The organism is Lentzea flaviverrucosa (genome assembly GCF_003350445.1).
Classification (GTDB): domain Bacteria; phylum Actinomycetota; class Actinomycetes; order Mycobacteriales; family Pseudonocardiaceae; genus Lentzea; species Lentzea californiensis.
The window spans coordinates 239,223-265,555 of sequence record NZ_QQAU01000008.1 but is presented as its reverse complement, the minus strand read 5'-3'; the positions used below and the strand labels follow the sequence as shown (position 1 = coordinate 265,555).

The following is a 26,333-nucleotide window of genomic DNA, read 5'->3' as shown; positions in this document are numbered from 1 at the left end:
GTCCCCAATCGGCGACAGCACTCACGAACAGCCCGTCCGAACCCCTCGCGGAAATCCCTCCGGCCGCAGACCCTCCAGCCGGAAAGCGTCCGGCGGACGTTCTCCAGCCAAGCCGGGCTATCCGAGCCGGGCTACCCGAGCCGGCGGTGGTCCTCGGCGATGCGCTTCAGCAACCCCTGCAACTCCTCCCCTCGCACCGCCAGCCTCTCCAGCCGCCCGAACAACGCGAGGTACTCGCGCACGTCCAGCGGGTCGGTGATGGTGGCGTTGCCGGTCAGCACGCTGACCGTGACCACTCGCTCGTCGTAGATGTGGAACCCGTGCAAAGCGACCACGTTCGCGTCCGCCGACCACGGCACGACGCCGAGCCGGACGTTCGGGCGGCGCTGGATCGCGGCCAGGTGTTCCACCTGTTCCGCCATCAGCTCCGCCGAGCCCATCCGCCAGCGCAGCGCGCTCTCGGAGAGCACGAACACGAACTGCTTCGCCAGGTCGTCCATCCGGGATCGGCGGGTGCGCAGCGCGGCCACCGCGGCCTCGTGCTCCGAGTGCGGCATCGTCCCCAGCACGGTCCGCAGGTAGGGCTCGGACTGCAGCAGTGAGGGCACCAGGTTGACCTGGAAGAACCTCGACGTCGCGGCCCGCGCCTCCACGCGGCTTATCGTCTGCTGGTGGCGGTGCGCTCCTCGGTGCAGCACGACGCGGCGGGTTTCCGCCTCCGCGTGCAGCGACCTGGCGAGTTCGACCAGTTCGATGCGCGTCTCTCTCGCGGCGGCCAGTTCCGCCACGAGACGCTCCACGTCCGTCACGGACGGGAGCAGCATGCCGTTCTCGATCTTCGACAGCTTGGACTGGCTCATCCCGGTGGCACGGGCGGTGGCCGTGCCGGTCATCTTCGCCTCGGTGCGCAACCGGCGTAGTTCACGCGAAAGCCGCTCTCTCGCTAATCGCGAACGCTCAGGTGCGGTCATGTTCGCACCGTAACCATTCGCACACGGTGAGACGATCGGCCATAGGCGGGGACTTGACTCGCAGTTGACACCTCCAGGTGGGTGATCTCACCTACCTGGAATCGCTTTGTGCTGCTGTTACGTCTCGATCGACTGGAGAAATGCACCCGAAAGATGCAATCGAAAGCCATTCCGCCTCACGTGGAAACAGCCTTGATTGTCCAGTCCAGACAACCTGAGTGGTTTTTGTCACTCTTTTGTCCAACAATTAGTACGACTTTCAATCACGGGCACACCGACTAAACGCCCCGTTTAGCCCGCAATACCGCGCGAACACCAAGGCCGATGCCACCGAAAATCAGCACGAACGCGATGAGGCCCAGGCCTGGAGCGTCGTCGTACTGGGCGTACATGAGCGCGCTCACGCCGAGCGCGACGAGCAGGACGCAGCCCACCAAGGGCAGCAACAGTCGAGGCATAGATCGACTATCGCTTGTGATCTATCGAAAGTCAACAGATAGGCACTGCGAAACGATCAGTCGACTGCCTTCCAGCCGTCCGCCAGCAGCTGCCGGGTCTCCCCCAGCAGCTGCGGGAGCACCTTGGTGTGGCCGATGACCGGCATGAAGTTCGCGTCGCCACCCCACCGCGGCACCACGTGCTGGTGCAGGTGGGCGGCGATCCCGGCGCCGGCGACGACGCCCTGGTTCATGCCGATGTTGAACCCGTGCGGCGCCGCCACGTGCCGCGCGACCTTCATGGCCCTCTGCGTGAACGCGGCGAGCTCCGCGGTCTCCGTGACCGTCAGCTCCGGGTAGTCCGCCACGTGCCGGTACGGCAGCACCATCAGGTGACCGGGGTTGTACGGGTACAGGTTCAGCAACGCGAAGACCTCGGCCCCGCGCGCGATGATCAGACCGTCCGAGTCGGACAGTTCGACCACGCGGCAGAACGGGCAGCCGGCGGGCTCGTCACCGTCGGCCTTGCCCGCGCCCTGCACGTACGACAGGCGGTGCGGGGTCCACAGGCGCTGCAACGCGTCGTGGACCCCCACACCGGCCTGCTCGGAGAACTCAGGCGTCACGAGAGCAGTTCCGCCGTGGGCGAGGCGTTCTCGCGACGGCCGACCCACTCGACGATCTGCTCGACCGCCCGCTCCACCGGCACGCCGTTGATCTGGGTGCCGTCGCGGAACCGGAACGACACCGCGTTCGCCTCCACGTCCTTGGCACCGGCCAGGAGCATGAACGGCACCTTCTGCATGGTGTGGTTGCGGATCTTCTTCTGCATGCGGTCGTCCGAGGCGTCCACGTCGACCCGGATACCGGCCTTGCGCAGCACGTCGCGCACCGCGAACAGGTGGTCGGCGTTCTCGGAGGTGACCGGGATGCCCATGACCTGCACCGGCGCGAGCCACGCCGGGAACGCGCCCGCGTAGTGCTCGGTCAGCACGCCGAAGAAGCGCTCGACCGAGCCGAACAGCGCGCGGTGGATCATGACCGGGCGCTGGCGCGAGCCGTCCGGGCCGGTGTACTCCAGCTCGAACTTCTCGGGCAGCATGAAGTCGAGCTGGATGGTCGACATCTGCCAGGTGCGGCCGAGCGCGTCGCGTGCCTGCACGGAGATCTTCGGGCCGTAGAACGCGGCGCCACCGGGGTCGGGCACGAGCTCGAGACCGGACTCCTCGGCGACCGAGGCGAGCGTCGCGGTCGCCTCCTCCCAGATGTCGTCCGGGCCGACGAACTTCTCCGGGTTCTTGGTGGAGAGCTCCAGGTAGAAGTCGTCCAGGCCGTAGTCGCGCAGCAGGTCCAGCACGAAGTTCAGCAGCGACTTCAGCTCGTCGCGGACCTGGTCGCGCGAGCAGAAGATGTGCGCGTCGTCCTGCGTCATGCCGCGCACGCGGGTCAGGCCGTGCACCACGCCGGACTTCTCGTAGCGGTAGACCGAGCCGAACTCGAACATGCGCAGCGGCAGCTCGCGGTAGGACCGGCCACGCGCCTTGAAGATCAGGTCGTGGAACGGGCAGTTCATCGGCTTGAGGTAGTAGTCCTGGCCGGGCTTGCGGACCGTGCCGTCCTCGTTGAACTCGGCGTCGAGGTGCATCGCCGGGTACATGCCGTCCTTGTACCAGTCCAGGTGACCGGAGACCTCGAACAGCTTGCCCTTGGTGATGTGCGGCGAGTAGACGAACTCGTAGCCCGCCTCGGTGTGCCGCTGGCGGGAGTAGTCCTCCATCGCCTTGCGGATGATGCCGCCCTTGGGGTGGAACACCACGAGGCCGGAGCCGATCTCGTCCGGGAACGAGAACAGGTCGAGCTCCACGCCGAGCTTGCGGTGGTCGCGGCGCTCGGCCTCGGCCAGGCGCTCCAGGTACTCCTCCTGCGCCTCCTGCGACTCCCACGCGGTGCCGTAGATGCGCTGGAGCTGCGGGTTGTTCTCGTTGCCGCGCCAGTACGCGGCGGCCACGCGGGTCAGCTTGAACGCCGGGATGTGCTTGGTGGTCGGCACGTGCGGGCCGCGGCACAGGTCGCCCCAGACCTGCTCACCGGAACGCGGGTCGAGGTTGTCGTAGATCGTCAGCTCGCCGCCGCCGACCTCCATGACCTCGCTGGTGTCGACGTCGCTCTTGATGTCGACGAGCTCCAGCTTGAACGGCTCCTTCGCCAGCTCGGCCTTCGCGGAGTCGATCGACTCGACGACGCGGCGCGAGAACCGCTGCGAGGACTTGATGATCTGCTTCATGCGCTTCTCGAGCGCCTGCAGGTCCTCGGGCGTGAAGGGCTTGTCGACCTGGAAGTCGTAGTAGAAGCCGTCCTTGACGGGCGGGCCGATGCCGAGCTTGGCCTCGGGGAACTGCTGCTGCACGGCCTGTGCCAGCACGTGCGCGGCGGAGTGGCGGACGACGCTGCGGCCGTCCTCGGTGTCCGCGGCGACGGCCTCGACCTCGACGTCGACCTGCGGGGTCCACGACAGGTCGCGCAGGTGGCCCTCGGCGTCCTTCACGACGACGATCGCGTCGGGCCCCTTGCCCGGCAGGCCCGCCTCACGCACGGCCGTGCCCGCCGTCGTCCCAGCCGGAACCACCACGCGCGGCGGGTTCTGGGCGACTGCTGGGCGCGACTCGGACACGGTGACTCCTACGTTCGATGTGGTGGGGTGTTCGGATCAGATGTTATCGGTGCTCAAGACGGACATGACGATCGCGTCGTGGAAGACGCCGTCCCAGAGCAGGGCGTCCCTCAACCGGCCCTCCTCGCGGAAGCCGAGCTTCTTGTAGACGTGGATGGCCCGGTCGTTGAAGTCGTACACCTCCAGATCGACCCGGTGCAGCCCCCGCTCGTGAAACGCGTGGTCGAGGACGTGCTTGATCGCGAGCGACCCGTACCCCTTGCCGAAGCCGTCCCACAGGACGATCCGCATGCCCGCTGACCGGTTGTGCGGATTGATGGTGAGAACGACCTCGCCGAGATACTTCCCGTCCTCGGTGATCGCGCGGGTGTAGCGGTCCGGGTCGTTCAGCGTCCGCTCGATGTACGCCTCGCAATCCTCCAGCGTGAACGTCGCGTGAGTACCGGTGAACCGGTTGACCTCGTCGTTGTTCGGGCCGCCGTCGAGCATGGCCTGCGCGAAGTCCTTGCGGAGTGGTACGAGTTCCATGCCTCGATTGAAGCCGGTGCGCGCAAGTGGATTCCGTCCGCGATACCTACGTACGCGCTTCTGAGTGGTTTTCCGGATGCGGCCGAGCGCCTGGGGCGAGCACGCTGTTGACTCCCGGCTCGCGAATGGAGCACCGATCATGTCCGACCTGGTCGTCGAATGCCCGGTCCGCCTCACCGAGTCCAACCGGGACGAACTGCGCCTGCTCTACGCCGATCTGCGCGACCACTACGCACGCCGCGACGCCCGCAACGGCACCCGCACGACGTTGCACTTCCTGTGGACCGGCGTCCTGGACGACGAGCTCTTCGGCGCGACCTACGCCGACCAGCGGCACGTTTTCGCTGGTTCCAGGCCCGTGGTGAACTCACGGCGCGACTCCGGAGGACTTCAGGAAACGAACAGGTGGCTGTCAGCCCCAGCTCAGTCGAACGGCGCATCGTTGAGGACATGAGCGAGCAGGGACAGACGCCTCCACCGCGGGAGCCGTCCGAGAACGAGCCGCAGGCCACCCCGCCTGCCCCGGACCAGGCAACGACCCCGCTGCCGGCCGAAGCACCGGCCACGCCTGGTCAGCGACCGGCCGCCGAACTGCCGGCCCAGCAGCCCGCCACGCCGGCGGCGGCAGCACCCACGCCGGCAGCGGCCACGGCAGCGGAAGCACCGACTCCACCTCCGCCCCCTCCGGTGGCGCCCCCTGTGGTCGCAGTGCCCACGGGTCCCGGCCGGGGCCGGCGTTTCGTGCGGCACCGCGCCACGCAGCTGGTCGCCGTGGGCCTGCTGGGGCTCGTCCTCGGCGGCGGCATCGTGGGAGCGGTCGCCGCGAACCGCTTCGACCACCGCGGCGGCCCGGGCCAGGTGCGGATGTACGAGCGCGGCGAGCGAGGTCCCGACCGCGGCAACGAACGCGGTGGAGACCGCTTCGACCAGCGCGGCCCCTTCGGTGAGGGCCGTCCCGGCGACCGCTTCGAGCGGTGACCGACCGAGCGCACGCCCAGCGAACACCGAATCCCCGACGGCGCTGGGCGTGCGCTCCCCAAAGCCAGGAACGCACGTCACAGCCGGATTAGTCCCCCTCGTTCTGCCGTGACGTGCGTTCCGCCGACTGTCAGTGCGGCTGCGGCCCGAGCCGGATCGCCAGCAACTGGCGCCGCAGCACCTTCCCGGTCGCGTTGCGCGGCAACTGCGGGACCACGACGACCTCGCGCGGCACCTTGTGCCGGGCGAGCCGGGTGCGCACGAACTCGCGCAGCTCCCGCACGTCGATCCGCGCCCCGGCGACCGGCACCACGAACGCGCGCAGCCGTTGCCCGTACTCGGGATCCGGTACGCCGAGCACCGCCGCGTCCCGCACCCGGTAGTGCGTCATGAGCAGGTTCTCGACCTCGACCGGGTACACGTTCTCGCCGCCGGAGACGATCATGTCGTCCTCGCGGCCGTCGAAGTACAGCCGGCCGCTGGGGTCGAAGTGCCCCAGGTCGCCGGTCGCGACGAGCCCGTCGATGGACTCCTTCTGCGTGCCGTCCGTGTAGAGGTCGACGGTCAGCGAGCCGCGCACGTAGATCTTGCCCGTCACGAACGACCGCGTGATGCGGTTGCCCTCGGCGTCGTAGATGCGCACGACGCAGTTGTGCGGTGGCAGGCCGACGCTGGACGGCGCCGCCGCGAGGTCCTCGGGGGTGGCGACCGTGGCGACCGCGACTTCCGTTGAGCCGTAGAGGTTGTAGAGCACCGGGCCCAGCACGGCCTGGGTGCGTTCGACGAGGTCTGTCGTGATCGGCGCGCCGGAGGAGAACACGACGTTGAGGTGCGAGAGGTCGAACGAGTCGATCACGTGCCGGTCGAGCTCCATGATCCGCTGCAGCATCGTCGGCACCAGGACGAGCGTCGTGCAGCGCTGGCCCTGCACCGACCAGAGCGTCTTGCGCGGGTCGAAACGGCGGTGCAGCACCGCGCGCGAACCCAGCGACATCGCGAGCGTCAGGTGCGAGTAGCCGACGGAGTGGAAGATCGGTGCGGCGATGAACGTCGACTCGCCCGAGTTCATCGGGATGCGGTCGAGGAAGTCCGACGCGGTGAGCACCGACTTGATCTCGCGGGCAGTGCCCTTGGGCGTGCCGGTCGTGCCGGACGTCAGCTGGATCACGACGCCCGGTTCGCGCGGCGGTTCGAGCTCGCCGCGCGGGGCCTTGGCCACGAGCTGGTCCAGTGTCGGCGTGCGACGGTCCAGTCCGTCGCGCGACCACGAGAGCCAGCGCGGGATCGACGGCGGTAGCTGGTGGAACAGCGGCGTGAACTCCTCGTCGTGGATGACGAGCGACGCGCGTTCGCGTTGCAGGAGGTCCAGGACGACCGGGGCGGCGAACCCGGTGTTCACCAGCAGCACGCGGACGCCGAGTTTCGCGCACGCCAGCAGCGACTCGACCATGCCGCGGTGGTTGCGGCACATCAGCGCGACGATGTGGGTGTGCTGGATGCCGAGCGCGCGCAGGCCCTGCGCGATCGCGTTCGAGCGCCGGTCGAGCTGCCGGTAGGTGACGGATCCCCGTTCGTCGACGACGGCGATGCCGTCCGGGTTCAGCCGGACGGAACGGCGCAGCGCCGTGACGTTCGGGCCCCAGACCTTGACCTCTTGCAACGCCTGCATGGACATCTTGAAGTTCGTGAGACTCACCATGCCCGCGGCGGACAAGACGCGGAGTGAGTGCACCCGGCCCATGGCGTCGCGAAACACCTTGCGCAACCCTGGCATCAACAGCTCCTCGCGCTGCAAGTCCCCGAGGTATTCGGACGGTAACTGTCCGCAAGGCTCTCGCCAAGGGTTGTTCCATGCGGAATCAGCATGACAACACGACATTCTACCCTGCAAACGTTTACACCGACTCGCTTTCACAACCGTGACCATTCCCACCGGTGTCGGGCACGGTCTGACCCCTCAGACCAGGAAGCCGCGCAACAACGACGCGGTGCCGTCGAGGTGTTCGGCCATCGCCTGCCGTGCCGCCACGGGATCTCCGTCCAAAATGGAGGCGATGATGCGCTCGTGCTGGGCGTTGGAGTGCGCGAGGTTCGGTTCGAGCAGCGGGATGTGGTCCAGCAGCTCGTTGGCGCGCATCCGCGACTCGGCGACGGCGGCGGTCAGCGCGGCGGACCCGGTGGCCTCGGCGATCGCCAGGTGCAGCCGCGAGTCCTTGCGCCGATATTCCGCGAGCGTTGAAGTGGACGCCTCCTCCAGCCGGGCGCGCAGTCCCCGTCGTTCGGCGGGGCCCAGCGACCGTCCCGCCGCGGTCTCGGCGGCGCCGGTCTCCAGCACCCTGCGCAGCGTCAGCACGTCGTGGACGTCGCCGAAGTCCTTGGCGGGCGCGGACTTCGGCAGCACCTCGTTGACGAACGTGCCGCCGTAGCGCCCCCTTCGGGACTCGACGTAGTGGTTCTCCTGCAACGACCTGATGGCCTCGCGCACGGTCACCCGGCTCACGCCGAGCCGGGTGGCCAGTTCCCGTTCGGACGGCAGCCGCTCACCCGGCGCGACGACGCCGAGCCGGATGGACTGCATGAGCCGTTCAACGGTCTCCTCGAAGGCGTTGCCCGCCCGCACCGGGCGGAACAACGCCTCCTGCGCGTGTTCCACCACGGCTAGAGCGGTGTCACGTACGCGCCGGCGATGCCGCCGTCCACGAGGAAGTTCGACGCCGTCATGAACGACGAGTCGTCGGACGCCAGAAACGCGACGGCGGCGGCGATTTCCTCGGGTTCGGCGAACCGACCGAGCGGTACGTGCACGAGACGCCGTGCCGCCCGCTCCGGGTCCTTCGCGAACAGTTCCCGCAACAACGGGGTGTTGACGGGGCCGGGCGACAGCGCGTTGACGCGGATGCCCTCGCGCGCGAACTGCACGCCGAGCTCGCGCGACATCGCCAGGACGCCGCCCTTCGACGCCGTGTAGGAGATCTGCGACGTCGCCGCGCCCATCGTCGCCACGAACGACGCGGTGTTGATGATCGAGCCCTTGCCGCCCGCCTGCATGTGCGGGATGGCGTACTTGCAACACAAATAAACCGACGTGAGGTTCACCTTCTGGACGCGCTCCCACGCCTCGATGCCCGTGGTGAGGATCGAGTCGTCGTCGGGCGGCGAGATACCGGCGTTGTTGAACGCGACGTCCAGCTTGCCGTAGGTGTCCACAGTGGTCTGGAACAGTGCTTTGACCTGTTCCTCGTCGGTCACGTCGACCTGGACGAACAGCCCGCCCACCTCGTCCGCGGCCGCTTTGCCGGTGGCCGGGTCGAGATCGGCGACGACGACCTTCGCGCCCTCGCTCGCGAACCTGCGCGCGGTCGCGAGTCCGATCCCGCTGCCGCCACCCGTCACGACGGCCACGCGGCCCTCGAGTCGCTGCACCATCTCTTGTTCTCCTCAGGTTCGCCGGAAACAGCCGGACCGGAATCAGGTAGCGATGAAGACGTTCTTGAGCTCGGTGAAGGAGTCGAGCGCGTCCGGGCCGAGCTCACGGCCGAGGCCCGACTGCTTCACGCCGCCGAACGGCGTCCAGTAGCGGACGGACGAGTGCGAGTTCACCGAGAGGTTCCCGGCCTCGACGGCGCGGGACACCCTGATCGCGCGGCCGACGTCGTTCGTCCAGATCGACCCGGACAGGCCGTACTCCGAGTCGTTCGCGATCCGGATCGCGCCGGTCTCGTCCTGGAACGGCAGCACGACGACGACCGGGCCGAAGATCTCCTCGGTGACCGAGGGGTGGTCGTAGGCGGGCGTGAGCACCGTCGGCGGGAACCAGAACCCCGGCCCGTCCGGCGCGCTGCCGCGGAACGCGACGGGAGCGTCGTCTGGGACGTAAGACGCGACCTTGCGCAGGTGCGCCGCGCTGATGAGCGGACCCATCTCGGTCGCCTCGTCGCCGGGTTCGCCGACCTTCACGCCCTGGACGGCGGGCTCCAGCAGTTCCATGAACCTGTCGTAGACGCTGGCCTGCACGAGGATCCGCGAGCGGGCGCAGCAGTCCTGCCCCGCGTTGTCGAACACCCCGTACGGCGCCGTGGCGGCCGCCTTCTCCAGGTCGGAGTCCGCGAAGACGATGTTCGCCGACTTGCCGCCCAGCTCCAGCGTCACCCGCTTCACCTGGTTCGCGCAGCCGGCCATGATCTGCTTGCCGACCTCGGTCGAGCCGGTGAAGACGACCTTGCGCACCAACGGGTGCGTGACGAACCGGTTGCCGACGACGCTGCCCTTGCCCGGCAGCACCTGGAACACGCCCTCGGGGATGCCCGCCTCCAGCGCGAGCTCGCCCAGCCGGATCGCGGTCAGGGGGGTGATCTCGGCGGGCTTCAGGACGACCGTGTTGCCCGCCGCCAGTGCCGGGGCGAACCCCCAGCCCGCGATGGGCATCGGGAAGTTCCAGGGGACGATCACGCCGACGACGCCGAGCGGTTCGTGGAACGTGACGTCGAGTCCGCCCGCGACCGGGATCTGCTTGCCGAACAGGCGTTCCGGGGCGGCCGAGTAGTACTGCAGCACGTCGCGGACGTTGCCGGCCTCCCACCGCGCGTTGCCGATGGTGTGGCCGGAGTTCTCGACCTCCAGCAGCGCCAGCTCCTCGACGTGCGCGTCGACGACCTCCGCGAACTTCCGCAGCAGCCTCGCGCGGTCACCGGGGGCGACGTTCCGCCAGCTCTCGAACGCCTTCTGCGCACGGCCGATCGCCGCGTCCGTGTCACCGAGGGTCGTGTGCGGCACGGACCGCACGATCTTCTCGGTGGCGGGGTTGATGACGTCAAAGGTCACGACGCTTTGCTCCTTGCGCAATCTCGGGCCGCTGCCACTAGTGCCTCGAAAAGCCTCAGGTCCTCGATGTCCTGCTCCGGGTGCGACTGCACGCCGACGACGAACCGCGCGCCTTCCAGCTCCACGGCTTCCACGGTCCCGTCGGGCGCCTTCGCGGTGACGCGCAGCCCGTCCGCCACGCGGTCCAGCGACTGGTGGTGATGGCACTGCACGGTCGTCTCCGGGCCGATGATCGTGTAGAGGTGCGTGTCCTGCACGACCTCGATCTCGGTGTGCCCGAACACGCCGGGAGCCTCGTTGTGGCCCTCGACGTGCTGGTGCAGCGTGCCGCCCAGCGCCACGTTGAGGACCTGCATGCCCCGGCACACGCCGAGCACCGGCAGGTCGAGCTTCAGCGCGGCGCCGACGAGCGCGAACTCGGCGTCGTCGCGGGCACGGCTCGGTTCGCCGGTCCTCTCATGCCTTTCGGCACCGTAGGCGGCGGGGTCGACGTCGGCGCCGCCCGCGATCACCACGCCGTCCAGGAAGCCGATGGTCTCGGCGTTCCAGGTGCCGACCGGCGGCAGCATGACGGGGTTGCCCCCGGCCTCGACCACGCAGTCGAGGTAACCGCGGTAGAGCACCGCGGCCTCCACGTCCCACAGCCCGAAGCGCGTGCGCTCCAGGTACGTGCTGATGCCGATGAGCGGCTTAGAGGCGCTCAAACCCGCGCACCTTCTCCCAGTCCGTGACCGCCGCGTCGAACGCGGTCAGCTCGACCTTGGCCGCGTTCAGGTAGTGGTCGACGACCTCCTGGCCGAACGCCGCCCGCGCGATCTCACTGGCCTCCAACAGCTCCGCGGCCTCGCGCAGCGTCGTCGGCACCGTCGGCCGGTCCGAGGCGTAGGCGTTGCCGACGAACTCGTCCTCCAGCTCCAGCTCCTGCTCGACACCGTGCAGTCCGGCCGCGATCAGCGCCGCCACCGCGAGGTACGGGTTCACGTCGCCGCCGGGCACCCGGTTCTCGAACCGCAGCCCGTGGCCGTGGCCGACGACCCGCAGCGCGCACGTGCGGTTGTCGCGACCCCAGGCCACCGCGGTCGGCGCGAACGAGCCCTGCACGAAACGCTTGTAGGAGTTGACGTTCGGGGCGAGGAAGTAGGTGAGCTCCCGCAGCCCGGCCAGCTGGCCCGCGAGGAAGTGCTTCATCAGCTGGGACATCCCGTGGCCCTCGGCGAAGACCGGCTCGCCGTCCTTGGAGCGCAGGGAGAGGTGGATGTGGCAGGAGTTGCCCTCGCGTTCGTTGTACTTCGCCATGAACGTGAGCGCCTTGCCCTGCTGGGAAGCGATCTCCTTGGAGCCGTTCTTGTAGATCGCGTGCTGGTCGCACGTGCGCAGCGCCGTCGTGTACTTGAACGCGATCTCGTGCTGGCCGGGGTTGCACTCGCCCTTGGCCGACTCGACGACCATGCCCGCGCCCGTCATCCCGTTGCGAATGGCCCGCAGCAACGGTTCCACGCGCGCGGTGCCGAGCAACGAGTAGTCGACGTTGTACTGGTTGGACGGCGTGAGGTTGCGGTAGCCGGCGTTCCACGCCTGCTCGTAGGAGTCGTCGAAGAGGATGAACTCCAGCTCGGTGCCGACGTAGCAGTCCAGGCCGAGCGCGGCGAGCCGGTCGAGCTGCTTGCGCAGCACCTGCCGCGGCGAGGCGACGACGGGATCCCCGTTCTCCCAGACGACGTCGCACATGACGAGAGCGGTCCCCTCCTGCCACGGCACGCGGCGCAGGGTCTCCACGTCCGGCTTCATCACGAAGTCGCCGTACCCGCGCTCCCAGCTCGACATCTCGAAGCCGCTGACCGGGTTCATCTCGACGTCGACGGCGAGCAGGTAGTTGCAGCCCTCGGCGGAGTGGCCGAGGACCTCGTCGAGGAAGTACTGCGCGGCGCACCGCTTGCCCTGCAGGCGGCCCTGCATGTCCACGATCGCGACCAGGACGGTGTCGATCTCACCGGCGTCCACGGCCACGCGCAACTCCTCGACGGTCAGCATCTCCGCGTTCCTCCAAAGGTATGTCTGCGAGCCATTGACCGCATCATCTTGACACCACCGGGTGACGAGCGCCACCCTCAACCACTGCTTAAAGGACTATTAGGAGTCCATATGGCCAAGCACGTCGAGTACGAGAAGGTGAGCAGCGACTACCTGGAGCACCGTCAGCTCAAGCGTGGCGCAGCGGGGTGGGTCCTGCTGGCCGGGCTAGGTGTCTCGTACGTGATCTCCGGCGACTTCGCCGGGTGGAACTTCGGCCTCGCCCAAGGTGGCTGGGGCGGGATGCTGGTCGCCACGATCCTGATGGCGACGATGTACACGTGCATGGTGTTCGGTCTCGCCGAACTGGCCTCAGCGCTCCCCGTGGCGGGGGCGGGCTACGGTTTCGCGAGGCGCGCGCTCGGCCCGTTGGGCGGGTACGCCACAGGTATCGCCATCCTCATCGAGTACGCCATCGCTCCCGCGGCGATCTCGGTGTTCATCGGCGACTACGTCAAAGCACTCGGTCTCCTGGACGCCACCTGGCCGGTGTACCTGGTCTGCTACATCGTGTTCGTCGGCATCCACCTCTACGGCGTCGGCGAGGCGCTGCGGGTGATGTTCGTGATCACCGGTGTCGCGGTCGTGGCCCTGGTCGCGTTCGTGGCGGGCATGATCCCGAAGTTCGACTCCTCGAAGCTGTTCGACATCGGCGACGGCTCGTTCCTGCCGATGGGCGTGACAGGGGCGTGGGGCGCGATCGTGTTCGCGATCTGGTTCTTCCTCGCGGTCGAAGGCGTGCCACTGGCCGCCGAGGAGGCACGGGATCCCAAGCGGGACATGCCTCGCGGCATCATCGGCGCGATGGTCGTGCTGCTGGTGTTCGCGGCGGCGATCCTGCTCGTCGCGCCCGGCGGTGCGGGCTCGAAGGCCCTGGAGGCGTCCGGAAACCCGTTGCCCGAGGCGGTCCGCGCGGCCTACGGCGGCGACACGTTCCTGGCGCAGCTGGTCAACTACGTCGGCCTCGCAGGCCTGGTCGCGTCGTTCTTCTCGATCATCTACGCGTACTCGCGGCAGTTGTTCGCGTTGTCCCGAGCGGGGTACCTGCCGCGCTGGCTGTCGAAGACCGGCAAGCGCAAGACGCCTTATCTGGCTTTGATCGTGCCCGGCACCATCGGGTTCGCGCTGGCGACGGTGATGAAGTCGGTCGACCCGGTGACGGGTGGCGCGCGGCTCATCAACATCGCGGTGTTCGGTGCCGCTTTGTCCTACGTGCTGATGATGGTGTCGCACATCGTCCTGCGCAGGACGGCGCCGGACCTGCCTCGCCCGTACCGGACTCCTGGCGGTGTGGTGACCACGAGCGTGGCCTTGGTGTTGGCCGTCGCGGCCGTCATCGCCACGTTCTTCGTGGACGAGGTCGCTGCCGCTGTGACGGCGGGCATCGTGCTGGTCGCCGTTGCGTACTACTGGTTCTACAGTCGCCACCACCTCGTCGCGAACGCTCCGGAGGAGGAGTTCGCGGCGATCGCGAAGGCGGAGGCCGAACTCGACTGAGCGGGCGCCGAGCGGCGGCACGGGCCTCGTCGGCCGTGCCGCCGCTCGGCGTCTGCGAGGCCCCTAACGACGTGCGGCATCCCCCTAACGGGTGACCTTCGGCCCCTAAGGAGTTCAGCCGTCCGAAGTACGGGGATCACACCCGATGTGAGGGGATGTCGATCTCAATACGGTTCCGGGTGACATCCCCCGACCCGCCGTAGGAGCTCCACTTCCATGATGCAGCAGGACATTCAGCCGGCCACCCCGCAGCAGCCCGTTCAGCCCGCCGCGCCGCAGGCGTCCGCCCCGGCCACCCCCGTGGCCGTGCCGCAGGAGGCCCAGCCGGCCACGCTGCAGGAGTTCGCCCTGAACCTCCTGAACGACCCGGCGGCCCTGACGGCGTTCGACCTCGACCCCGAAGGCGTCCTCGGCGCCTGCGGTCTGAGCGACATCACCCCCGCTGACGTCCACGAGATCCTCCCGCTGGTGCTCGACGCCGCCTCGATCGCGGACGTCGACGGCCTCTCGTCCTACAACGCCCTCACGGGCCTCGCGAACCTCGATGCCGCCAACGGCCTCGTCGGCGACCTGTCCGGCCACTGCGACGTGTCGAGCACCCTCGACGGCGTCACCGGTGCCGTCCCCGGCCTCGGCGACGTGGCCGGCCTGGGCAACGTCGCGGACCTCGGCGACATCACCGACCTGTCCGGTGTCACGGGTCTCGCCGGCACCGGCGACGTCCTCGGCACGGTGACCGGGGTGACCGGGGTGGCGGACGTCGACGGCGTCCTCGGCACCGTCACGGGCGTGACCGACGTCGTCTCCGTCGACGGCGTGCCCGGCGTGCTCAGCGCCGTCACCACCGACGTCACGACCGTCACCGACGTGGTCCACGAGGTCGTCCCGGACGTCGCGCCGGTCAGCGGCGTGCACGACACCGTCCACGGCGTCGTCGACGGCACGGTCGGGAACGTGCTCGGTGGCGTCACCGACCTCGACGTGCTCGACGGCGGCCTGACCGATGGCCTCGGCCTCGGTCTCTGATCTGACAGCTCGAGTGAGCAGTCGCCGGGCGGCGGCATGGGCCTCACGGCCGTGCCGCCGCCCGCACCGCGACCTCGTTTCGAGCAGGTCGTGGCAGGATCGCTCACGTGAGTGACATTCAACGTGTGGGAGTCGTCGGTTCCGGCCTCATGGGCTCCGGAATCGCCGAAGTGAGCGCCCGCGCCGGCCTCGACGTCATCGTCGTCGAAGTCAACGCGGCCGCGACCGAGGCAGCGCAGGGGCGGATCGCCACCTCGCTCGCCAGGGGCGTCAAGTCCGGCAAGCTCAGCGAGGAGGACCGGGACGGCGCTCTGGGGCGCATCCGGTTCACCACCGACATCGGCGAGTTCGCCGACCGGCAGTTCGTGGTCGAGGCGGTCGCCGAGAACGAGCAGGTCAAGACCGACGTCTTCACCGCGCTCGACAAGGTCGTGAAGGACGACGACGCGATCTTCGCGTCCAACACCTCGTCCATCCCGATCATGAAGCTCGGCATGGCCACCGGCCGTCCGGAGCAGGTCATCGGCGTGCACTTCTTCAACCCGGTGCCGGTGCTCAAGCTCGTGGAGATCGTGCCGTCGCTGCTGACCGGCGCCACCACGCAGGACCGCGCGGAGCAGTTCGTGCGCGAGACCCTGCACAAGGAGGTCATCCGCTCGCAGGACCGCGCCGGCTTCGTGGTCAACGCGCTGCTGATCCCCTACCTGCTCTCGTCGATCCGCATGCTCGAGTCCGGCTTCGCCTCGGCCGACGACATCGACAACGGCATGGTGCTCGGCTGCGCGCACCCGATGGGTCCGCTGCGCCTCACCGACCTGATCGGCCTCGACACCACGAAGGCCATCGCGGAGTCGATGTACGACGAGTTCAAGGAGCCGCTGTACTCGCCGCCGCCGCTGCTGCTGCGCATGGTGGACGCGGGCCTGCTGGGCAAGAAGTCGGGCCGCGGTTTCCACAACTACGCCAAGTGACCTGACGAGAAGGCCCGCTCCCGCGAGCGGGCCTTCTGCTTGCGCGAGGCGCGGTCGTGAGCGAACAGCCCGTGGTTCCTGTTCTTCAGCCTGACCTAGACAGCGGCCAGCCGGTTCATCGAGTGCTGGATCAGCTCGACCAGCACCGTCTTCGACGACTCCCGGTTCCGCGCGTCGCACAGCACCACCGGAATCGCCTCATCGAGGTCCAGCGCATGACGGACCTCGTCCACCGTGTACAGCTGCGACCCGTCGAAGCAGTTCACGGCGACGATGAACGGGATGGCCCGGTGCTCGAAGAAGTCGATCGAGGGGAACGACGAGTCGAGCCGGCGCGTGTCCACCAGGACCACGGCGCCGATCGCGCCGGTCGCCAGCTCGTCCCACATGAACCAGAACCGGTTCTGGCCCGGCGTGCCGAACAGGTACAGCACCACCTTGGTGTTGATGGTGATGCGACCGAAGTCGAGGGCGACGGTGGTCGTGTCCTTGCCCTCGATGCCGGCGAGGTCGTCGACGTGCACGCCGGCCTCGGTGAGCAGTTCCTCGGTCCGCAGCGGCGGGATCTCGGACACCGACGCGACCATCGTGGTCTTGCCGGTGCCGAACCCGCCCGCGATGACGATCTTGACCGCGGTCGGCACGATCAGCTGGCCATCAGATCCCACGAACACCATCCAGTACGGCCTGCAGGAGGTTCCGGTCGGGAACCTTGGGGGACGAGTTCTGCACGAGCACGTCACCACGCTCGATGAGGTCCGACAGCAGGACCTTCACCACGATCAGCGGCACGTCGAGGTAGGCGGCGACCTCGGCGATCGAGAGCGGGCGTGCGCACAGGGCCATGATCTCGCGATGTTCGACCGTCAGCGACGTCTGGTCGGACGCAAACGCGGAAGCTCGGACCTGCGTCACGAGGTGCAGGTCTGGCGCGTTCGGCCGGGTGCGGCCGCGCACCATCGCGTAGGGCCGCACCAGCGGCCCTGCGGCCTCGTCGTACCACCAGTCCTCGCGCGAGGTCATCAGCGCGACTCACGCGCCGAGGGCACAGTCGCGGTCTCCGCGCGCGGAGCCGACGAGAGGTACGTGCCGACGCGCTTCACCAGCATGTTCATCTCGTACGCAATCATGCCCATGTCAGCATCTTCCTCGCCCAGCACGGCCAGGCAAGCCCCATGACCCGCGGCCGTCACGAAGAGGTACGCGTGCTCCATCTCCACGATGGTCTGCCGGACGGCGCCGCCGCCGAAGTGCCGTCCGGTGCCGCGGGCGAGCGACTGGAACGCCGACGCCATCGCGGACAGGTGCTCCGAGTCGTCGCGGGACAGCCCGGCCGAACGGCCGAGCAGGAGTCCGTCCGCCGACAGCACGACCGCGTGGCGGGCGCCGACCACTCGCTGGATCAGGTCCTCCAGCAACCAGTTCAGTTCGCCGTGCTGGCTTGCGTTGTCCTTCATGACGAGGGGGCTCCTTCTGATCTCCAGTCGTCGGTCAGCCGGGCGTCACGGGTACCGCGCTGGAACGCGGCGAAACCGTCACGGGTCCGCTCGGCCGACCTTTCGCCGGTCACCGGCTCGGCGTGCGGCGGCTCCTCCGAGGACTGCATGAGCTGCGGCGCGAGGTTCTGCCGCTTCTTCCTGCGGGGAAGGGGTGCCTTCCCGTCCTGGGCCGGGGGTGCCGCGGAGGGTGGTGCTTCCACCGATGCGTCTGGCGCGGACACGGCAGCTGGGGCGACTGTGCTCATATCAGGTTCTACGAGCGCCCTCAGCCCCGCGTTCAGTGCCTCCTGCACTTCGGGATTCACCTTCACGGGGAAGCTCGGGTGGTCCTCGGTGTGCCCGTGGTACTCGTCGTGGAACGACCGCACCGGCATCTGCGTGGTCTCGGTGATGTCGCCCGCGGTGTTGTGCGGGGCGACGATGTTCGGCGGCAGCACGCACAACGCGACCGTGCCGCCGTAGGGCGAGTCGCGCAGCTCCACCTTGATGCCCCGCCGTGCGGCCAGCCGGGCGACGACGAACAGCCCCAGCCTGGACTCGCCGCGGAACGCCATCGTCTCGAAGTCGGGCGGGTTGGAGAGCTTCGCGTTGGCCTGGAGGCGCTCCTCCTGCGTCATGCCGAGGCCGTGGTCCTCGATCTCCACCACGAGGCCGTGCTGCGCGGCGCTGGAGTGGATGACGACCTCGGAGCGCGGTGACGAGAACGCCGTCGCGTTGTCGACGAGCTCGGCGAGCAGGTGGATGGTGTCGGCGACGGCCACGCCCACCAGTGCGCGGTCGGGCACCGGGTTGACCTTGACCCGGACGTACTGCTCGGTCTCGGCGACGGCGGAGCGGATGACGTCGCTCAGCCGCACCGGCTTGCGCCACTGCCTGCCGGGCTGCTCGCCGGCGAGGATGATCAGGTTCTCCGCGTTGCGGCGCGCTCGGGTCGCCAGGTGGTCCAGCTGGAACAGCGAGTCGAGCTGCTCGGGGTGCTCCTCCTCGCGTTCCAGCTTGTCGAGGATCTTGAGCTGCCGGTGCACGAGCCCCTGGTTGCGGTGCGCGATGTCGAGGAAGACCCGGTTCACGCCCTCGCGTGCTTGCGTCTCCTTCACCGCCGCCGCGACCGCCGTGTACTGGGCGGCGTTGAACGCGTCCGCGACCTGGCCGATCTCGTCGTTGCCGTAGTCCAGCGGCGGCATGTCGCGGTGCACGTCCACCTGCTCGCCGCCGCGCAACCGGGCCACGATGTGCGGGAGCCGTTCCTGCGCGAGCCGCAGCGTGTCCTCCCGCAGCGACGCCAGCCGCATGACCAGGGCCTTCGACACGAGCCGGTTCGAGATGCGCAACGCCAGCACGATGCCGACGACCACCGCGAGCAACGCGATCAGGCTGCCGATCAGCACCGCGGCGACCCGGCTGTCGGCCTTGTCGAGACCGAGGTCGGAGGCGTTGCGGGCCTGCGTGACCGCGAGGCCGACGAGGTTGTCGTGCACGGGGCTGGCCACGGCGCGCCACTGCACGTCGGTGACGGTCGAGTCGCCGTTGATGATCCGGCCCTCGAGGTCGAGCAGTGTCCGGTACTCGGTGCTGCCGCGCAACGCGTCGTACTGCACGCGCGGCTGCTCCAGTGCGAACGGGATCGTGGAGTCGAGGCCCGAGTGGTAGGCGCCGGTCAGCCGGGCGAACTCGACGCGTTCGGGCGCGGTGAACGTGCCGTTGAGCAGCCCGCGAGACCCGATCGTGGCGCCACGCGAGAGCCAGTCGGAGGTCTGGAAGATCGTGACGGCCTGGACGCCTGCCTGGCTCGCCTCCGAGTCGGGCACGAGGCGCGCCTGCCGGGACAGCAGCGCGACACCCGAGTCGAGCAGGCCGTTGTAGTAGTCGTAGAGCGCCTGCGGGTTCGCCGAACCCGAGTCGACGCGCGAACGCTGCTGCGGCAGCTCGTCCAGCACGGAGTTGAGCGCGTTGATCCGGTCGACGGTGTCCTGCGGCGCGCTCTCGGAGAGTTCGGTGAACGCGTCCCGCATCTTGCGCACCGCTTCGTCGGTGACGCTGCGCTGACGTCCCAGCCCGCCGCGGTCGACGCCCTCGGCGTTGCTGAGGACCTCCAGGGTCAGCTGGCGTTCCTTCTGCAGGCCGGCGAGCGCCTCGACGGACGGGATCGTCGTGGCCTTCACCCCGGACGCGACCGACCGCATGTAGAAACCGTCGAAAAGGGTGTAAGAGGAGAAAACGGCCCACATGACCAGCAGGACAACGCTGGGAACGACCACGACACCGGCCAGCCGCGACCGAATGGTCCGGTAGTTGGTCGGTGTGTAACCGCTCTTCTCGTTCACAGCGCTCTCACGGTCTCCTGTGTCCCACGGCTAGCGCTGCGGGTTACCTGAGTAACTCCTTCGGCTGTAATTAGGTTACGGCGAGAGATCATCGTTACCCAATGACAGCGATCACACGCAGTACGCGGTTGGCAGGCTACCCAGTCGAGTGAGTTGAGCAACACCCGGTACAGGGGTTCTCACTAGGCAAGAACCCCCGTACGGGCTAGTTCTGGCGCTCGTTCTCCTACGGACGCTCGACCGCGACGACGGTGTAGGTCGTCTCGGGCGTCGGAGGCGTGCTGAAGCGGGCATTCGGCAGGTAGAGGCGCTTGCCGAACGCGGCGACCGTCGTCGGAACGTCGAACCGCGCGTCCGTGCGTTCCGCCGCAAGCGTCGCGCCATCACGGCTCAGCGTGTAGCGCGCGACTTTGTTCAGCCGGTTTTGCACCACGTACAACTGACGTCCCTCACGCAACAGACCGTCGCCATTGGTGAGTGTTTGACCGCTCAAATTGATCTCGGCCGATTTCCCGCTCCGCGGATCGATCCTGAACAGCTTTCCGGTGTTGCTCTGCACGACGATCAGACCGCCGTCGAGCCCGGTGACGATGCCGTTGAGGTTCGTCGCGCCGGGGGTGACGACGAGGTCGCCGGTCAGCGCGAGCGTGCGGTGCGGTTTGAGGTTCAGCGGCACCTCGTAGAGCACCGCCTTGCGCGAGTCGGTGAACCACGCCGACTTCTCGGTCAGCACGACGTCGTTGACGAACGTGTCCGCGGTCGCGAACTGGAACGTCGCCAGCAACCTGCCGGACCGCGTGTCGTAGACCCGTGCGTCGCCACCGACGCCACCGGCGACCCACAGCCGTTTGCGATCATCGACCTTCAGACCGAGCGACGGCGTGCCCGGCCCCTTGGCGAGCACCTCGCCCTTGCCGGTGCGCAGGTCCGCCGCGTAGATCGACCCGTCGGCCCGCGACCCGAAGTAGGCCGTCGTGCCACTGATCGCGATGCCTTCCGGTTGCCACCCGTTGGGCAGGGAGAACTCCGTGGGGAAGTGCTTTGACGCGCCTGCGGTGGCCGGCGCCGCGGCGGTGAGCGTGACGCCCAGGACCGCCGCGAGCAGGACACCGAATCTGCGGTACATGCCGCCTCCTTACCAGAGGGGATATCTCGGATCGGGGTGTGCGCCCCTGATCCTTCCCCGGCTGGGCGGCGAACAGGAGTTTTCTCAGGAACCCGACATCCCTACAGGTCAGCGGCCGTCACGGCGCACTCGCGGTCGCGGTCGCGGTCGCGGGCCAGGACTGCCACTCGACACCAGTCGGCCGAGCGCCCCCGGTCTCCATGAACTCGGTACACGCCCGCAGTACCACGTCGACGGGGTAGTGAGCACTGGCCGGGAACTCATGATCACTGTTCATGTAGTAGTACAGCACCACCTCAGCCTGATCACGCATCTGATGCGGATTTCTGCTGTACACACCGTCGGGATGTTCTCCCCCCGCGTATCGCAGCACGCCGAGGCCGTCGTGCAGCCCCACGTTGAAGATCACCCGATAAGGCGAAGCAGCGTCGAGAACTTCCAACAAGATCGGGTAGTCGACTGCCCGCGCCTTCTCCAGGAGTGCCGCGAACTCAGCGGAAGTGTGCACCAATGTCGCTTCTTCGGTGCCCTCTTCGCCCCAGACCTCCAGCTCCACGGCGCCGCTGCCCCTCCTGTACAGGTCTTCTGCATCATCCGGCCGTCCGGAGAGACTCCGTGAACGGTCAGGCTGCTGCCTTCCGGAAGCACTACCGGAACCAGCGTGTCACATCCGAATCGGCCCTTGCGCCCATGGGTCTTCTGCCCTGATCGGGGCTGCACCGGCGGCGGAAGAGCCCGACGCAACTGGTCCACACGTTCGCGAACACCTGGTTGAGGCAATGGGATTGAGGTCGATGGCGCAGAAGGACGGGGTGCTGTGACACTCCCGCCGAGCTCGAGGCCGTGCAGAATCTCCTGGGTTCCGTCGACCGCAGCACCAAGGTGCTGATGGAGTTCGGCGATGCCGTCGACAGCCTGGGTGAACCGAGCGTTCGAGGCTTCGACATCCGCTTGCAGGCTGCCCCCGCTGGCCGACTGCAGTAGGTCCCGCGCATTTTCGGCCAGTTCCACCGCGGTTCGAAGGGCGGCGCCGGCCTCCGCCGCTTTGTCGAGCACCCTGTTCAGGCTCTCGCCGATCTCTCCAAGCGAAACCACAACGCAGTACCACCTCCTTGCAGTGTGACATCCCTACAGGTCAGCGGCCGCCTCGGCGATGAGTTCCAGCGACTCGCCTTCCCCGAGCGCGATCTTCCGCAGGCCCGCGAACCGCTGCGCGCACTCCTCGGTCAGCCCCGCCTCCTCGACGTACTCGCCCTTGATGAACGTCTCCAGGTAGGCCACGTCGTTGTGCTGCCGGTGCGGGAACCCGAGCAACGTGAAGGGCGACCCCATCGCCGGATACGCCCCCGCGTCGCGCGGCACGACCTGCACGCTCACCGTCTCGTGCTCGCTGACCTCCATCAGGTGCAGCAGCTGCGCCTTCATCACGCGCGGCCCGCCGATCACGTGCCGCAGCACCGCTTCCGGGAACACGGCCCGCACCCTCAGCGGGTCCCTGTCGTTCAGGCGAGCCGACCACGCCTCGCGCACCAGGGCGAGCCGCGCCGTCCGCACCGGGTCGTCGGACTGCAGGACGGCGTTCGCGTATCCGGGGAGCTGGAACACCGGTGGAACCAGATCGGTCGTGAACACCCGCAGCGACGTCGCCTCGAACACCAGGTTCACGAAATCCGCCGCCGGGTCGAAATGCGGCCCGTTGTTCACCGAGCGCGTGCGCACCTGTTCCGCGTACTGCGCGCGCAGCACCACGGCCTGCCATTCCGGGGTGGGCACCTGGTAGACGTAGCCGAGCGCCATGACGTCCACGGGCGCCGACGGCTGCACCGCGTTCTCCATCATGGACAGCTTGGCGCTGCTGAAGCCCACGCGCCGACCGGCCTCGGTGAGGCTCAGCTCGCGCTCGTCGCGCCACCCGGCCAGCTGCCGCCCGATGGCGCGTTCGAGAGTCGTGGCCCGGAAATCCTTCGGCATGACGCGAAGGATATGACTGATTCGGATTCCCGAAAGGGCGGGCCGGTGTGGACAACCGTTCAGCGCCAACGAACTTCGTTCAACGAAGCTCTTTGCGTTAAACGGCCGTGGACCCTATTTACGATTGATAGCGCTTTGCGCGCGCATGGGCACGCACGAGGTCATGAAACCGGAACGCGTCCCCCACCTCGGTCAGCAACGACTTCTCCACCAGGTCGTCCAGCGCGTCCTCGACATCACACTCGGACTCCCCCGCGATGGCCGCCGCCACCGGTACGCCGAACGTGTCCGGCTCCCACGCGCAGAGCCGGTAGAGCCGCGCCTGCCGTTCGGGGAGCTCCACATAGGACCGGTCGAGCAACGGCCCGAGCCGCCCGTCGTCGGTGAGCGACCCGACGGCGATCTCGTGCGCCTGCGGCAGGATCAGCCTGACCCGGCTGGTCACGAGCACCGTGCCCGACGGGGGCAGCAGCGGCGTCACCTGCTCGGCCGAGTCCGCGTTGTCCAGCAACAGGGTGAACTGCCGGCGCAGCACGAGACTGCGGAACACGGCACGTTCGTCGTCCGGCTCAGCGCTCAACCCGAACGCCCGCAGCACGCGCCCCAGGTCGTGCGCGGCCAGGTCGAGGTACAGCTGATCGCCGGATCCCCTCTCCCGCAACCACTTCAACGCCAGCGCGGTCTTACCCGCCCCCGCCGCGCCGTGCAGCACCGTCACCCCGGCCCTGATGCTCGCGAGCTCCGCGTCCCTGCCGACGAAGTGCCGCGGCGGCGCGGGTGGCCGGAATCGCGGCGGTACGTCGTTCCTGCCCCTGATCACTCCTGCGGCTCTGACAGCCAGCACGTCACTCATCAACCCGTACCTCCCCGACACGTTGAAGCTACGGGCTTTCCTCGTCTTACATCAGACGGCCATCGAGTGATCGCAGGTGAGTGCGGCACCAGTGCGAGACGTCGACGACCGCACCTGCCGGCCGTTGATGATGATCTTGCACGTGAGCTCGCCGTGCACTCCCTCGAGCCGCACGACGACCCGCCCCTTGCGCTTGCCCATGCGCTCGAACGGCAGATCGGGGTTGCGCAGCGTGCGTTCCTCCTCGCCGGGGAACGCGTAGGTGAGCCGATCGGTCGTGCCCGTTCCCTCGACCACCACGCGGATGCTGGGCGCTACCGCACAGCCGGTGATCCCGGCCAGCAGCAGGCCCACGAGTAAAGCGGCGGTCTTCATGGCCCGAACAGTAGGAAGCGGGGGTGTGCCCGAGCATCAGCCTGAAGGCTCGAACGGCATCAGCCGTCAGACTGACAAGCCGTGGTCCCTCAAGCGCTCCTCGACCCGCAACCGCTCGATCTCGCGATCCATGCCTTCTGGCAAGGAACCCAGCCGGTGCTCGACACCCAGCGCATCGCACGCCTGCACGAGCAGCGCGTCGTACGCCTGACGCGCACCGATCTTATTGGCCGCCGACGCGCCGGGCTCGAACCCGGCCCGCACCCGGCGCACACGACGGAGGTCGGCCGCGATTCGTTCGATCGGCCGATGATCGGGCACCAGCCCAAGCTACCCCGCCTGCAACGCCAGGAAGAGGTCCACGCGCGCCTCGAACCCCGCCAGGTCCGTGCCGAGCAGTTCCTCCACGCGCCCCACCCGGTACCGCAACGTGTTCACGTGGACGTGCAACCGGGCAGCCGCCGCCGTCCACGAGCCGGAGCAGTCCAGGAACACCTTCAGCGTGCCCACGAGATCCGACCCGTGCTCGGCGTCGTAGTCCAGCACGGGCCCGAGGAGCCGTCGGCGCAACGAAGTGCGCAGCTCCTCCGGCACGCCCGCGAGCAGCAGTTGGTGCAGCGCGATCTCCTCGCCCGCCACCACACACGTGCGGCCGCCACGGCGCTCTCCCAGGCGGCGCGCGTGCGTGGCTTCTTCTGCTGCGCCGCGCAGGCCGCGGGACCCCACCGGCGAGCTGATGCCGACGAGCACGCGGGACGAGCCGAGGCCCGGTTCCATGACGCGCATCGCCTCGCGGAGGTCGTCGGGCTGGGCGTCGCCGGCCACGGCCACCGCGTAGACGGTGTCGCCGACGGGGGTCACGAGGGCCTGGGGCAGCGCCTCCTCCAGCACCGCCGCCGCGAGGTCGGCTCGCTGGTCGGACGTCACCGCGCTGATCACGCGCAGCTGGGCGCGTTCCAGGCCGGCCGCCGCCAGCCGGGACTCCAGGTCGGCCGAGCCGCTCAGCACGGCGGAGACGAGGGGTGCGGCGGTGCGGTTCTCGATCTGCCTGCCCTGCGCCTCGCGCAGCCTCTCCAGCGCGACCAGTGAGGCGAGCTCGGCGGCGGCCTCCGGTTGCACCGAGCCGCCCACGACGAGGATCCAGCTGGTGAGCCGGTTGCCGCCGCGTTCGGAGACGGGCACGAGGGTGACGCCCTTGACCGTCTTCGGGAGGCGGTCGGCCTGCAGGAACTCCTTGACCAGCGTGAGCCGGTCGGGCAGTTCGCCGCCCGCGACGACGCGGCCCGCCGTGGACAGCACCCAGCAGGACGCGCCGAGTTCGTGGGCACCGGCGAGCAGCAGTGCGGGGAGGCCGGAGCCCTCCGCCACGACGTTCAGCAGGCGGCGGTGGCGGGAGAGGCCCACCAGTTCCATCGAGACGCGTTCGGTGATGGTCGCGAACGAGAGGTCGACGGGGACTTCGAGCAGCGGCACGTGGTGGCGGACGCAGGCGTCGACCAGGTCGCCGGGCAGCTCGCGGTTCTCGGTCTCGGACGCGGCCAGGCCGGCGACTCGGGCCGAGGCGAGCGAGTGGACGAACGTCTCGGAGTCCTCCGGGCCGTGGTGCCAGAGCAGGCCGGACAGCACGAGCTCCCCTCCGGACAGGTACCGGCTGGGGTCGGGCAGCTCCGTTCCGTACACGCGGGTGACGGTGCGGTCGAGCTGGTCTTCACCGGTGTGCAGGCTCAGGCGCAGTTCCGGCATCTGCAGCAACGTCCGCAGCAGCAACATGACAGGTCACTTTCGTCCATTCGTGTTTGTAGGAAAGCACAAATTCACGGTGTGTAGGAGCCTGGCGATTCATGTAACGCGGCCGTAGCTCAGGGACACAGTGGGTCTGTGTACTGGCTCACAACCAGATGGGAGGGCGAGTGACGATCTCCACGCACGTGCTGGACGCGGCACGAGGCAGGCCGTTCGCCGGTATCGCCGTGTCGTTGCAGCGGCGCGACGGGACCGAGGTGGCGAACGCCGAGACGAACACCGATGGCCGGATCACCGGATGGGGTGACGGTCTGGAGGCCGGGGTCTACCGGCTGGTGTTCGACACGGCGGAAGCGGCGCCGTTCTTCCCCGAGGTCGTGCTCACCTTCGACTACTCCGATCCGGCGCAGCACTACCACGTGCCGTTGCTGCTGTCGCCGTTCGCCTACTCCACCTACCGAGGTAGCTGACC

The 26,333-nt window shown here is 68.5% G+C and carries 29 protein-coding genes and 1 pseudogene; 7 read left to right on the top strand and 23 right to left on the bottom strand.

The window, feature by feature from the left end; genetic code table 11:
• Positions 1–131 precede the first annotated feature (131 nt).
• From DFR72_RS25445 to DFR72_RS25425, 5 genes are all read right to left on the bottom strand, one after another.
• The gene (locus DFR72_RS25445) at positions 132–971 is read right to left on the bottom strand and encodes a helix-turn-helix domain-containing protein (protein WP_090066966.1); all 840 of its coding nucleotides are present in this window, start codon (positions 969–971) and stop codon (positions 132–134) included.
• 278 nt (positions 972–1,249) lie between these two features.
• The gene (locus DFR72_RS25440; RefSeq protein WP_090066965.1) at positions 1,250–1,429 is read right to left on the bottom strand and encodes a hypothetical protein; all 180 of its coding nucleotides are present in this window, start codon (positions 1,427–1,429) and stop codon (positions 1,250–1,252) included.
• Positions 1,430–1,485: 56 nt separating this feature from the next.
• Positions 1,486–2,034 (bottom strand): HIT family protein, encoded by a 549-nt coding sequence (locus DFR72_RS25435; protein ID WP_090066964.1) that lies wholly within the window; start codon positions 2,032–2,034, stop codon positions 1,486–1,488.
• A complete protein-coding gene (gene thrS, locus DFR72_RS25430; protein WP_090067107.1) occupies positions 2,031–4,037 on the bottom strand; it encodes a threonine--tRNA ligase in 2,007 nt (668 codons plus the stop codon). The genes DFR72_RS25435 and thrS overlap by 4 nt, the downstream gene beginning before the upstream one ends.
• A gap of 78 nt (positions 4,038–4,115) precedes the next feature.
• Positions 4,116–4,607 carry a GNAT family N-acetyltransferase gene (locus DFR72_RS25425; protein ID WP_090066963.1) on the bottom strand — a complete coding sequence of 164 codons (492 nt, stop codon included), beginning with the start codon at positions 4,605–4,607 and terminating at the stop codon, positions 4,116–4,118.
• 139 nt (positions 4,608–4,746) lie between these two features.
• Between DFR72_RS25425 and DFR72_RS25420 the strand changes: the two genes are divergently transcribed.
• On the top strand, positions 4,747–5,061 hold the full coding sequence (locus DFR72_RS25420; RefSeq protein WP_090066962.1) for a hypothetical protein: 315 nt from the start codon (positions 4,747–4,749) through the stop codon (positions 5,059–5,061).
• Complete coding sequence (locus tag DFR72_RS45045; RefSeq protein WP_143086775.1) at positions 5,058–5,585, top strand: hypothetical protein; 528 nt, start codon at positions 5,058–5,060, stop codon at positions 5,583–5,585. The genes DFR72_RS25420 and DFR72_RS45045 overlap by 4 nt, the downstream gene beginning before the upstream one ends.
• A 130-nt stretch (positions 5,586–5,715) precedes the next feature.
• Here the strand turns inward: DFR72_RS45045 and DFR72_RS25410 are convergent, their stop codons facing one another.
• From DFR72_RS25410 to DFR72_RS25385, 6 genes are all read right to left on the bottom strand, one after another.
• A complete protein-coding gene (locus DFR72_RS25410; RefSeq protein ID WP_090067106.1) occupies positions 5,716–7,359 on the bottom strand; it encodes an AMP-binding protein in 1,644 nt (547 codons plus the stop codon).
• A 183-nt stretch (positions 7,360–7,542) separates the two neighbouring features.
• Positions 7,543–8,238, bottom strand: a complete 696-nt coding sequence (locus DFR72_RS25405) for a FadR/GntR family transcriptional regulator (protein ID WP_090067105.1) — start codon at positions 8,236–8,238, stop codon at positions 7,543–7,545.
• 5 nt (positions 8,239–8,243) lie between these two features.
• A complete protein-coding gene (locus DFR72_RS25400) occupies positions 8,244–9,011 on the bottom strand; it encodes a 3-oxoacyl-ACP reductase (protein WP_090066960.1) in 768 nt (255 codons plus the stop codon).
• A gap of 42 nt (positions 9,012–9,053) precedes the next feature.
• A complete protein-coding gene (locus DFR72_RS25395; RefSeq protein WP_090066959.1) occupies positions 9,054–10,406 on the bottom strand; it encodes an aldehyde dehydrogenase family protein in 1,353 nt (450 codons plus the stop codon).
• On the bottom strand, positions 10,403–11,110 hold the full coding sequence (locus DFR72_RS25390) for a gamma-glutamyl-gamma-aminobutyrate hydrolase family protein (protein ID WP_211335526.1): 708 nt from the start codon (positions 11,108–11,110) through the stop codon (positions 10,403–10,405). Before DFR72_RS25390 ends, DFR72_RS25395 begins: the two co-directional genes overlap by 4 nt.
• Positions 11,097–12,437 (bottom strand): glutamine synthetase family protein, encoded by a 1,341-nt coding sequence (locus DFR72_RS25385; protein WP_090066958.1) that lies wholly within the window; start codon positions 12,435–12,437, stop codon positions 11,097–11,099. The genes DFR72_RS25390 and DFR72_RS25385 overlap by 14 nt, the downstream gene beginning before the upstream one ends.
• A 111-nt stretch (positions 12,438–12,548) precedes the next feature.
• Here DFR72_RS25385 and eat point away from each other — a divergent pair, with 111 nt between their 5' ends.
• The 3 genes from eat (at position 12,549) to DFR72_RS25370 (ending at position 15,970) form a co-directional block, all read left to right on the top strand.
• Entirely contained in the window at positions 12,549–13,973 is a 1,425-nt protein-coding gene (gene eat / locus DFR72_RS25380; RefSeq protein WP_090066957.1) for an ethanolamine permease, read from the top strand.
• 219 nt (positions 13,974–14,192) lie between these two features.
• A complete protein-coding gene (locus tag DFR72_RS25375) occupies positions 14,193–14,999 on the top strand; it encodes an IniB N-terminal domain-containing protein (RefSeq protein ID WP_143086774.1) in 807 nt (268 codons plus the stop codon).
• Positions 15,000–15,106: 107 nt separating this feature from the next.
• On the top strand, positions 15,107–15,970 hold the full coding sequence (locus DFR72_RS25370; protein WP_090066955.1) for a 3-hydroxybutyryl-CoA dehydrogenase: 864 nt from the start codon (positions 15,107–15,109) through the stop codon (positions 15,968–15,970).
• Between the two features lie 95 nt (positions 15,971–16,065).
• Here the strand turns inward: DFR72_RS25370 and DFR72_RS25365 are convergent, their stop codons facing one another.
• The 7 genes and pseudogenes from DFR72_RS25365 to DFR72_RS47765 all read right to left on the bottom strand — a co-directional run.
• A complete protein-coding gene (locus tag DFR72_RS25365; RefSeq protein ID WP_090066954.1) occupies positions 16,066–16,647 on the bottom strand; it encodes a GTP-binding protein in 582 nt (193 codons plus the stop codon).
• On the bottom strand, positions 16,628–16,993 hold the full coding sequence (locus DFR72_RS25360; protein ID WP_090066953.1) for a DUF742 domain-containing protein: 366 nt from the start codon (positions 16,991–16,993) through the stop codon (positions 16,628–16,630). Before DFR72_RS25360 ends, DFR72_RS25365 begins: the two co-directional genes overlap by 20 nt.
• Complete coding sequence (locus DFR72_RS25355; protein WP_090066952.1) at positions 16,993–17,427, bottom strand: roadblock/LC7 domain-containing protein; 435 nt, start codon at positions 17,425–17,427, stop codon at positions 16,993–16,995. The genes DFR72_RS25360 and DFR72_RS25355 overlap by 1 nt, the downstream gene beginning before the upstream one ends.
• Positions 17,424–19,793, bottom strand: coding sequence for a sensor histidine kinase (locus DFR72_RS25350; RefSeq protein ID WP_342768674.1), 2,370 nt, complete (start codon positions 19,791–19,793; stop codon positions 17,424–17,426). The genes DFR72_RS25355 and DFR72_RS25350 overlap by 4 nt, the downstream gene beginning before the upstream one ends.
• Before the next feature lie 226 nt (positions 19,794–20,019).
• Positions 20,020–20,919, bottom strand: a complete 900-nt coding sequence (locus tag DFR72_RS25345) for an NHL repeat-containing protein (RefSeq protein WP_090066951.1) — start codon at positions 20,917–20,919, stop codon at positions 20,020–20,022.
• 118 nt (positions 20,920–21,037) lie between these two features.
• A complete protein-coding gene (locus DFR72_RS25340) occupies positions 21,038–21,475 on the bottom strand; it encodes an Imm1 family immunity protein (protein ID WP_170176387.1) in 438 nt (145 codons plus the stop codon).
• Between the two features lie 41 nt (positions 21,476–21,516).
• Positions 21,517–21,639 (bottom strand): annotated as a pseudogene (locus tag DFR72_RS47765) (DddA-like double-stranded DNA deaminase toxin); the annotation flags it as partial.
• A 123-nt stretch (positions 21,640–21,762) separates the two neighbouring features.
• On the opposite strand from DFR72_RS47765, the gene DFR72_RS45670 reads away from it, so the two are divergent.
• Complete coding sequence (locus DFR72_RS45670; protein ID WP_170176386.1) at positions 21,763–21,903, top strand: hypothetical protein; 141 nt, start codon at positions 21,763–21,765, stop codon at positions 21,901–21,903.
• Positions 21,904–22,047: 144 nt separating this feature from the next.
• On the opposite strand, the gene DFR72_RS25335 is transcribed toward DFR72_RS45670, so the two are convergent.
• From DFR72_RS25335 to DFR72_RS25315, 5 genes are all read right to left on the bottom strand, one after another.
• Entirely contained in the window at positions 22,048–22,890 is an 843-nt protein-coding gene (locus DFR72_RS25335; RefSeq protein ID WP_090066949.1) for a helix-turn-helix domain-containing protein, read from the bottom strand.
• A gap of 118 nt (positions 22,891–23,008) precedes the next feature.
• A complete protein-coding gene (locus tag DFR72_RS25330) occupies positions 23,009–23,743 on the bottom strand; it encodes a hypothetical protein (protein ID WP_143086773.1) in 735 nt (244 codons plus the stop codon).
• A 51-nt stretch (positions 23,744–23,794) separates the two neighbouring features.
• Positions 23,795–24,118 (bottom strand): hypothetical protein, encoded by a 324-nt coding sequence (locus tag DFR72_RS25325; RefSeq protein WP_143086772.1) that lies wholly within the window; start codon positions 24,116–24,118, stop codon positions 23,795–23,797.
• 66 nt (positions 24,119–24,184) lie between these two features.
• Complete coding sequence (locus DFR72_RS25320; RefSeq protein ID WP_143086771.1) at positions 24,185–24,439, bottom strand: hypothetical protein; 255 nt, start codon at positions 24,437–24,439, stop codon at positions 24,185–24,187.
• Between the two features lie 9 nt (positions 24,440–24,448).
• Positions 24,449–25,888, bottom strand: coding sequence for a PucR family transcriptional regulator (locus DFR72_RS25315; RefSeq protein ID WP_090066945.1), 1,440 nt, complete (start codon positions 25,886–25,888; stop codon positions 24,449–24,451).
• Between the two features lie 128 nt (positions 25,889–26,016).
• Here DFR72_RS25315 and uraH point away from each other — a divergent pair, with 128 nt between their 5' ends.
• Positions 26,017–26,331 (top strand): hydroxyisourate hydrolase, encoded by a 315-nt coding sequence (gene uraH / locus DFR72_RS25310; protein WP_090066944.1) that lies wholly within the window; start codon positions 26,017–26,019, stop codon positions 26,329–26,331.
• Positions 26,332–26,333: the final 2 nt, after the last annotated feature.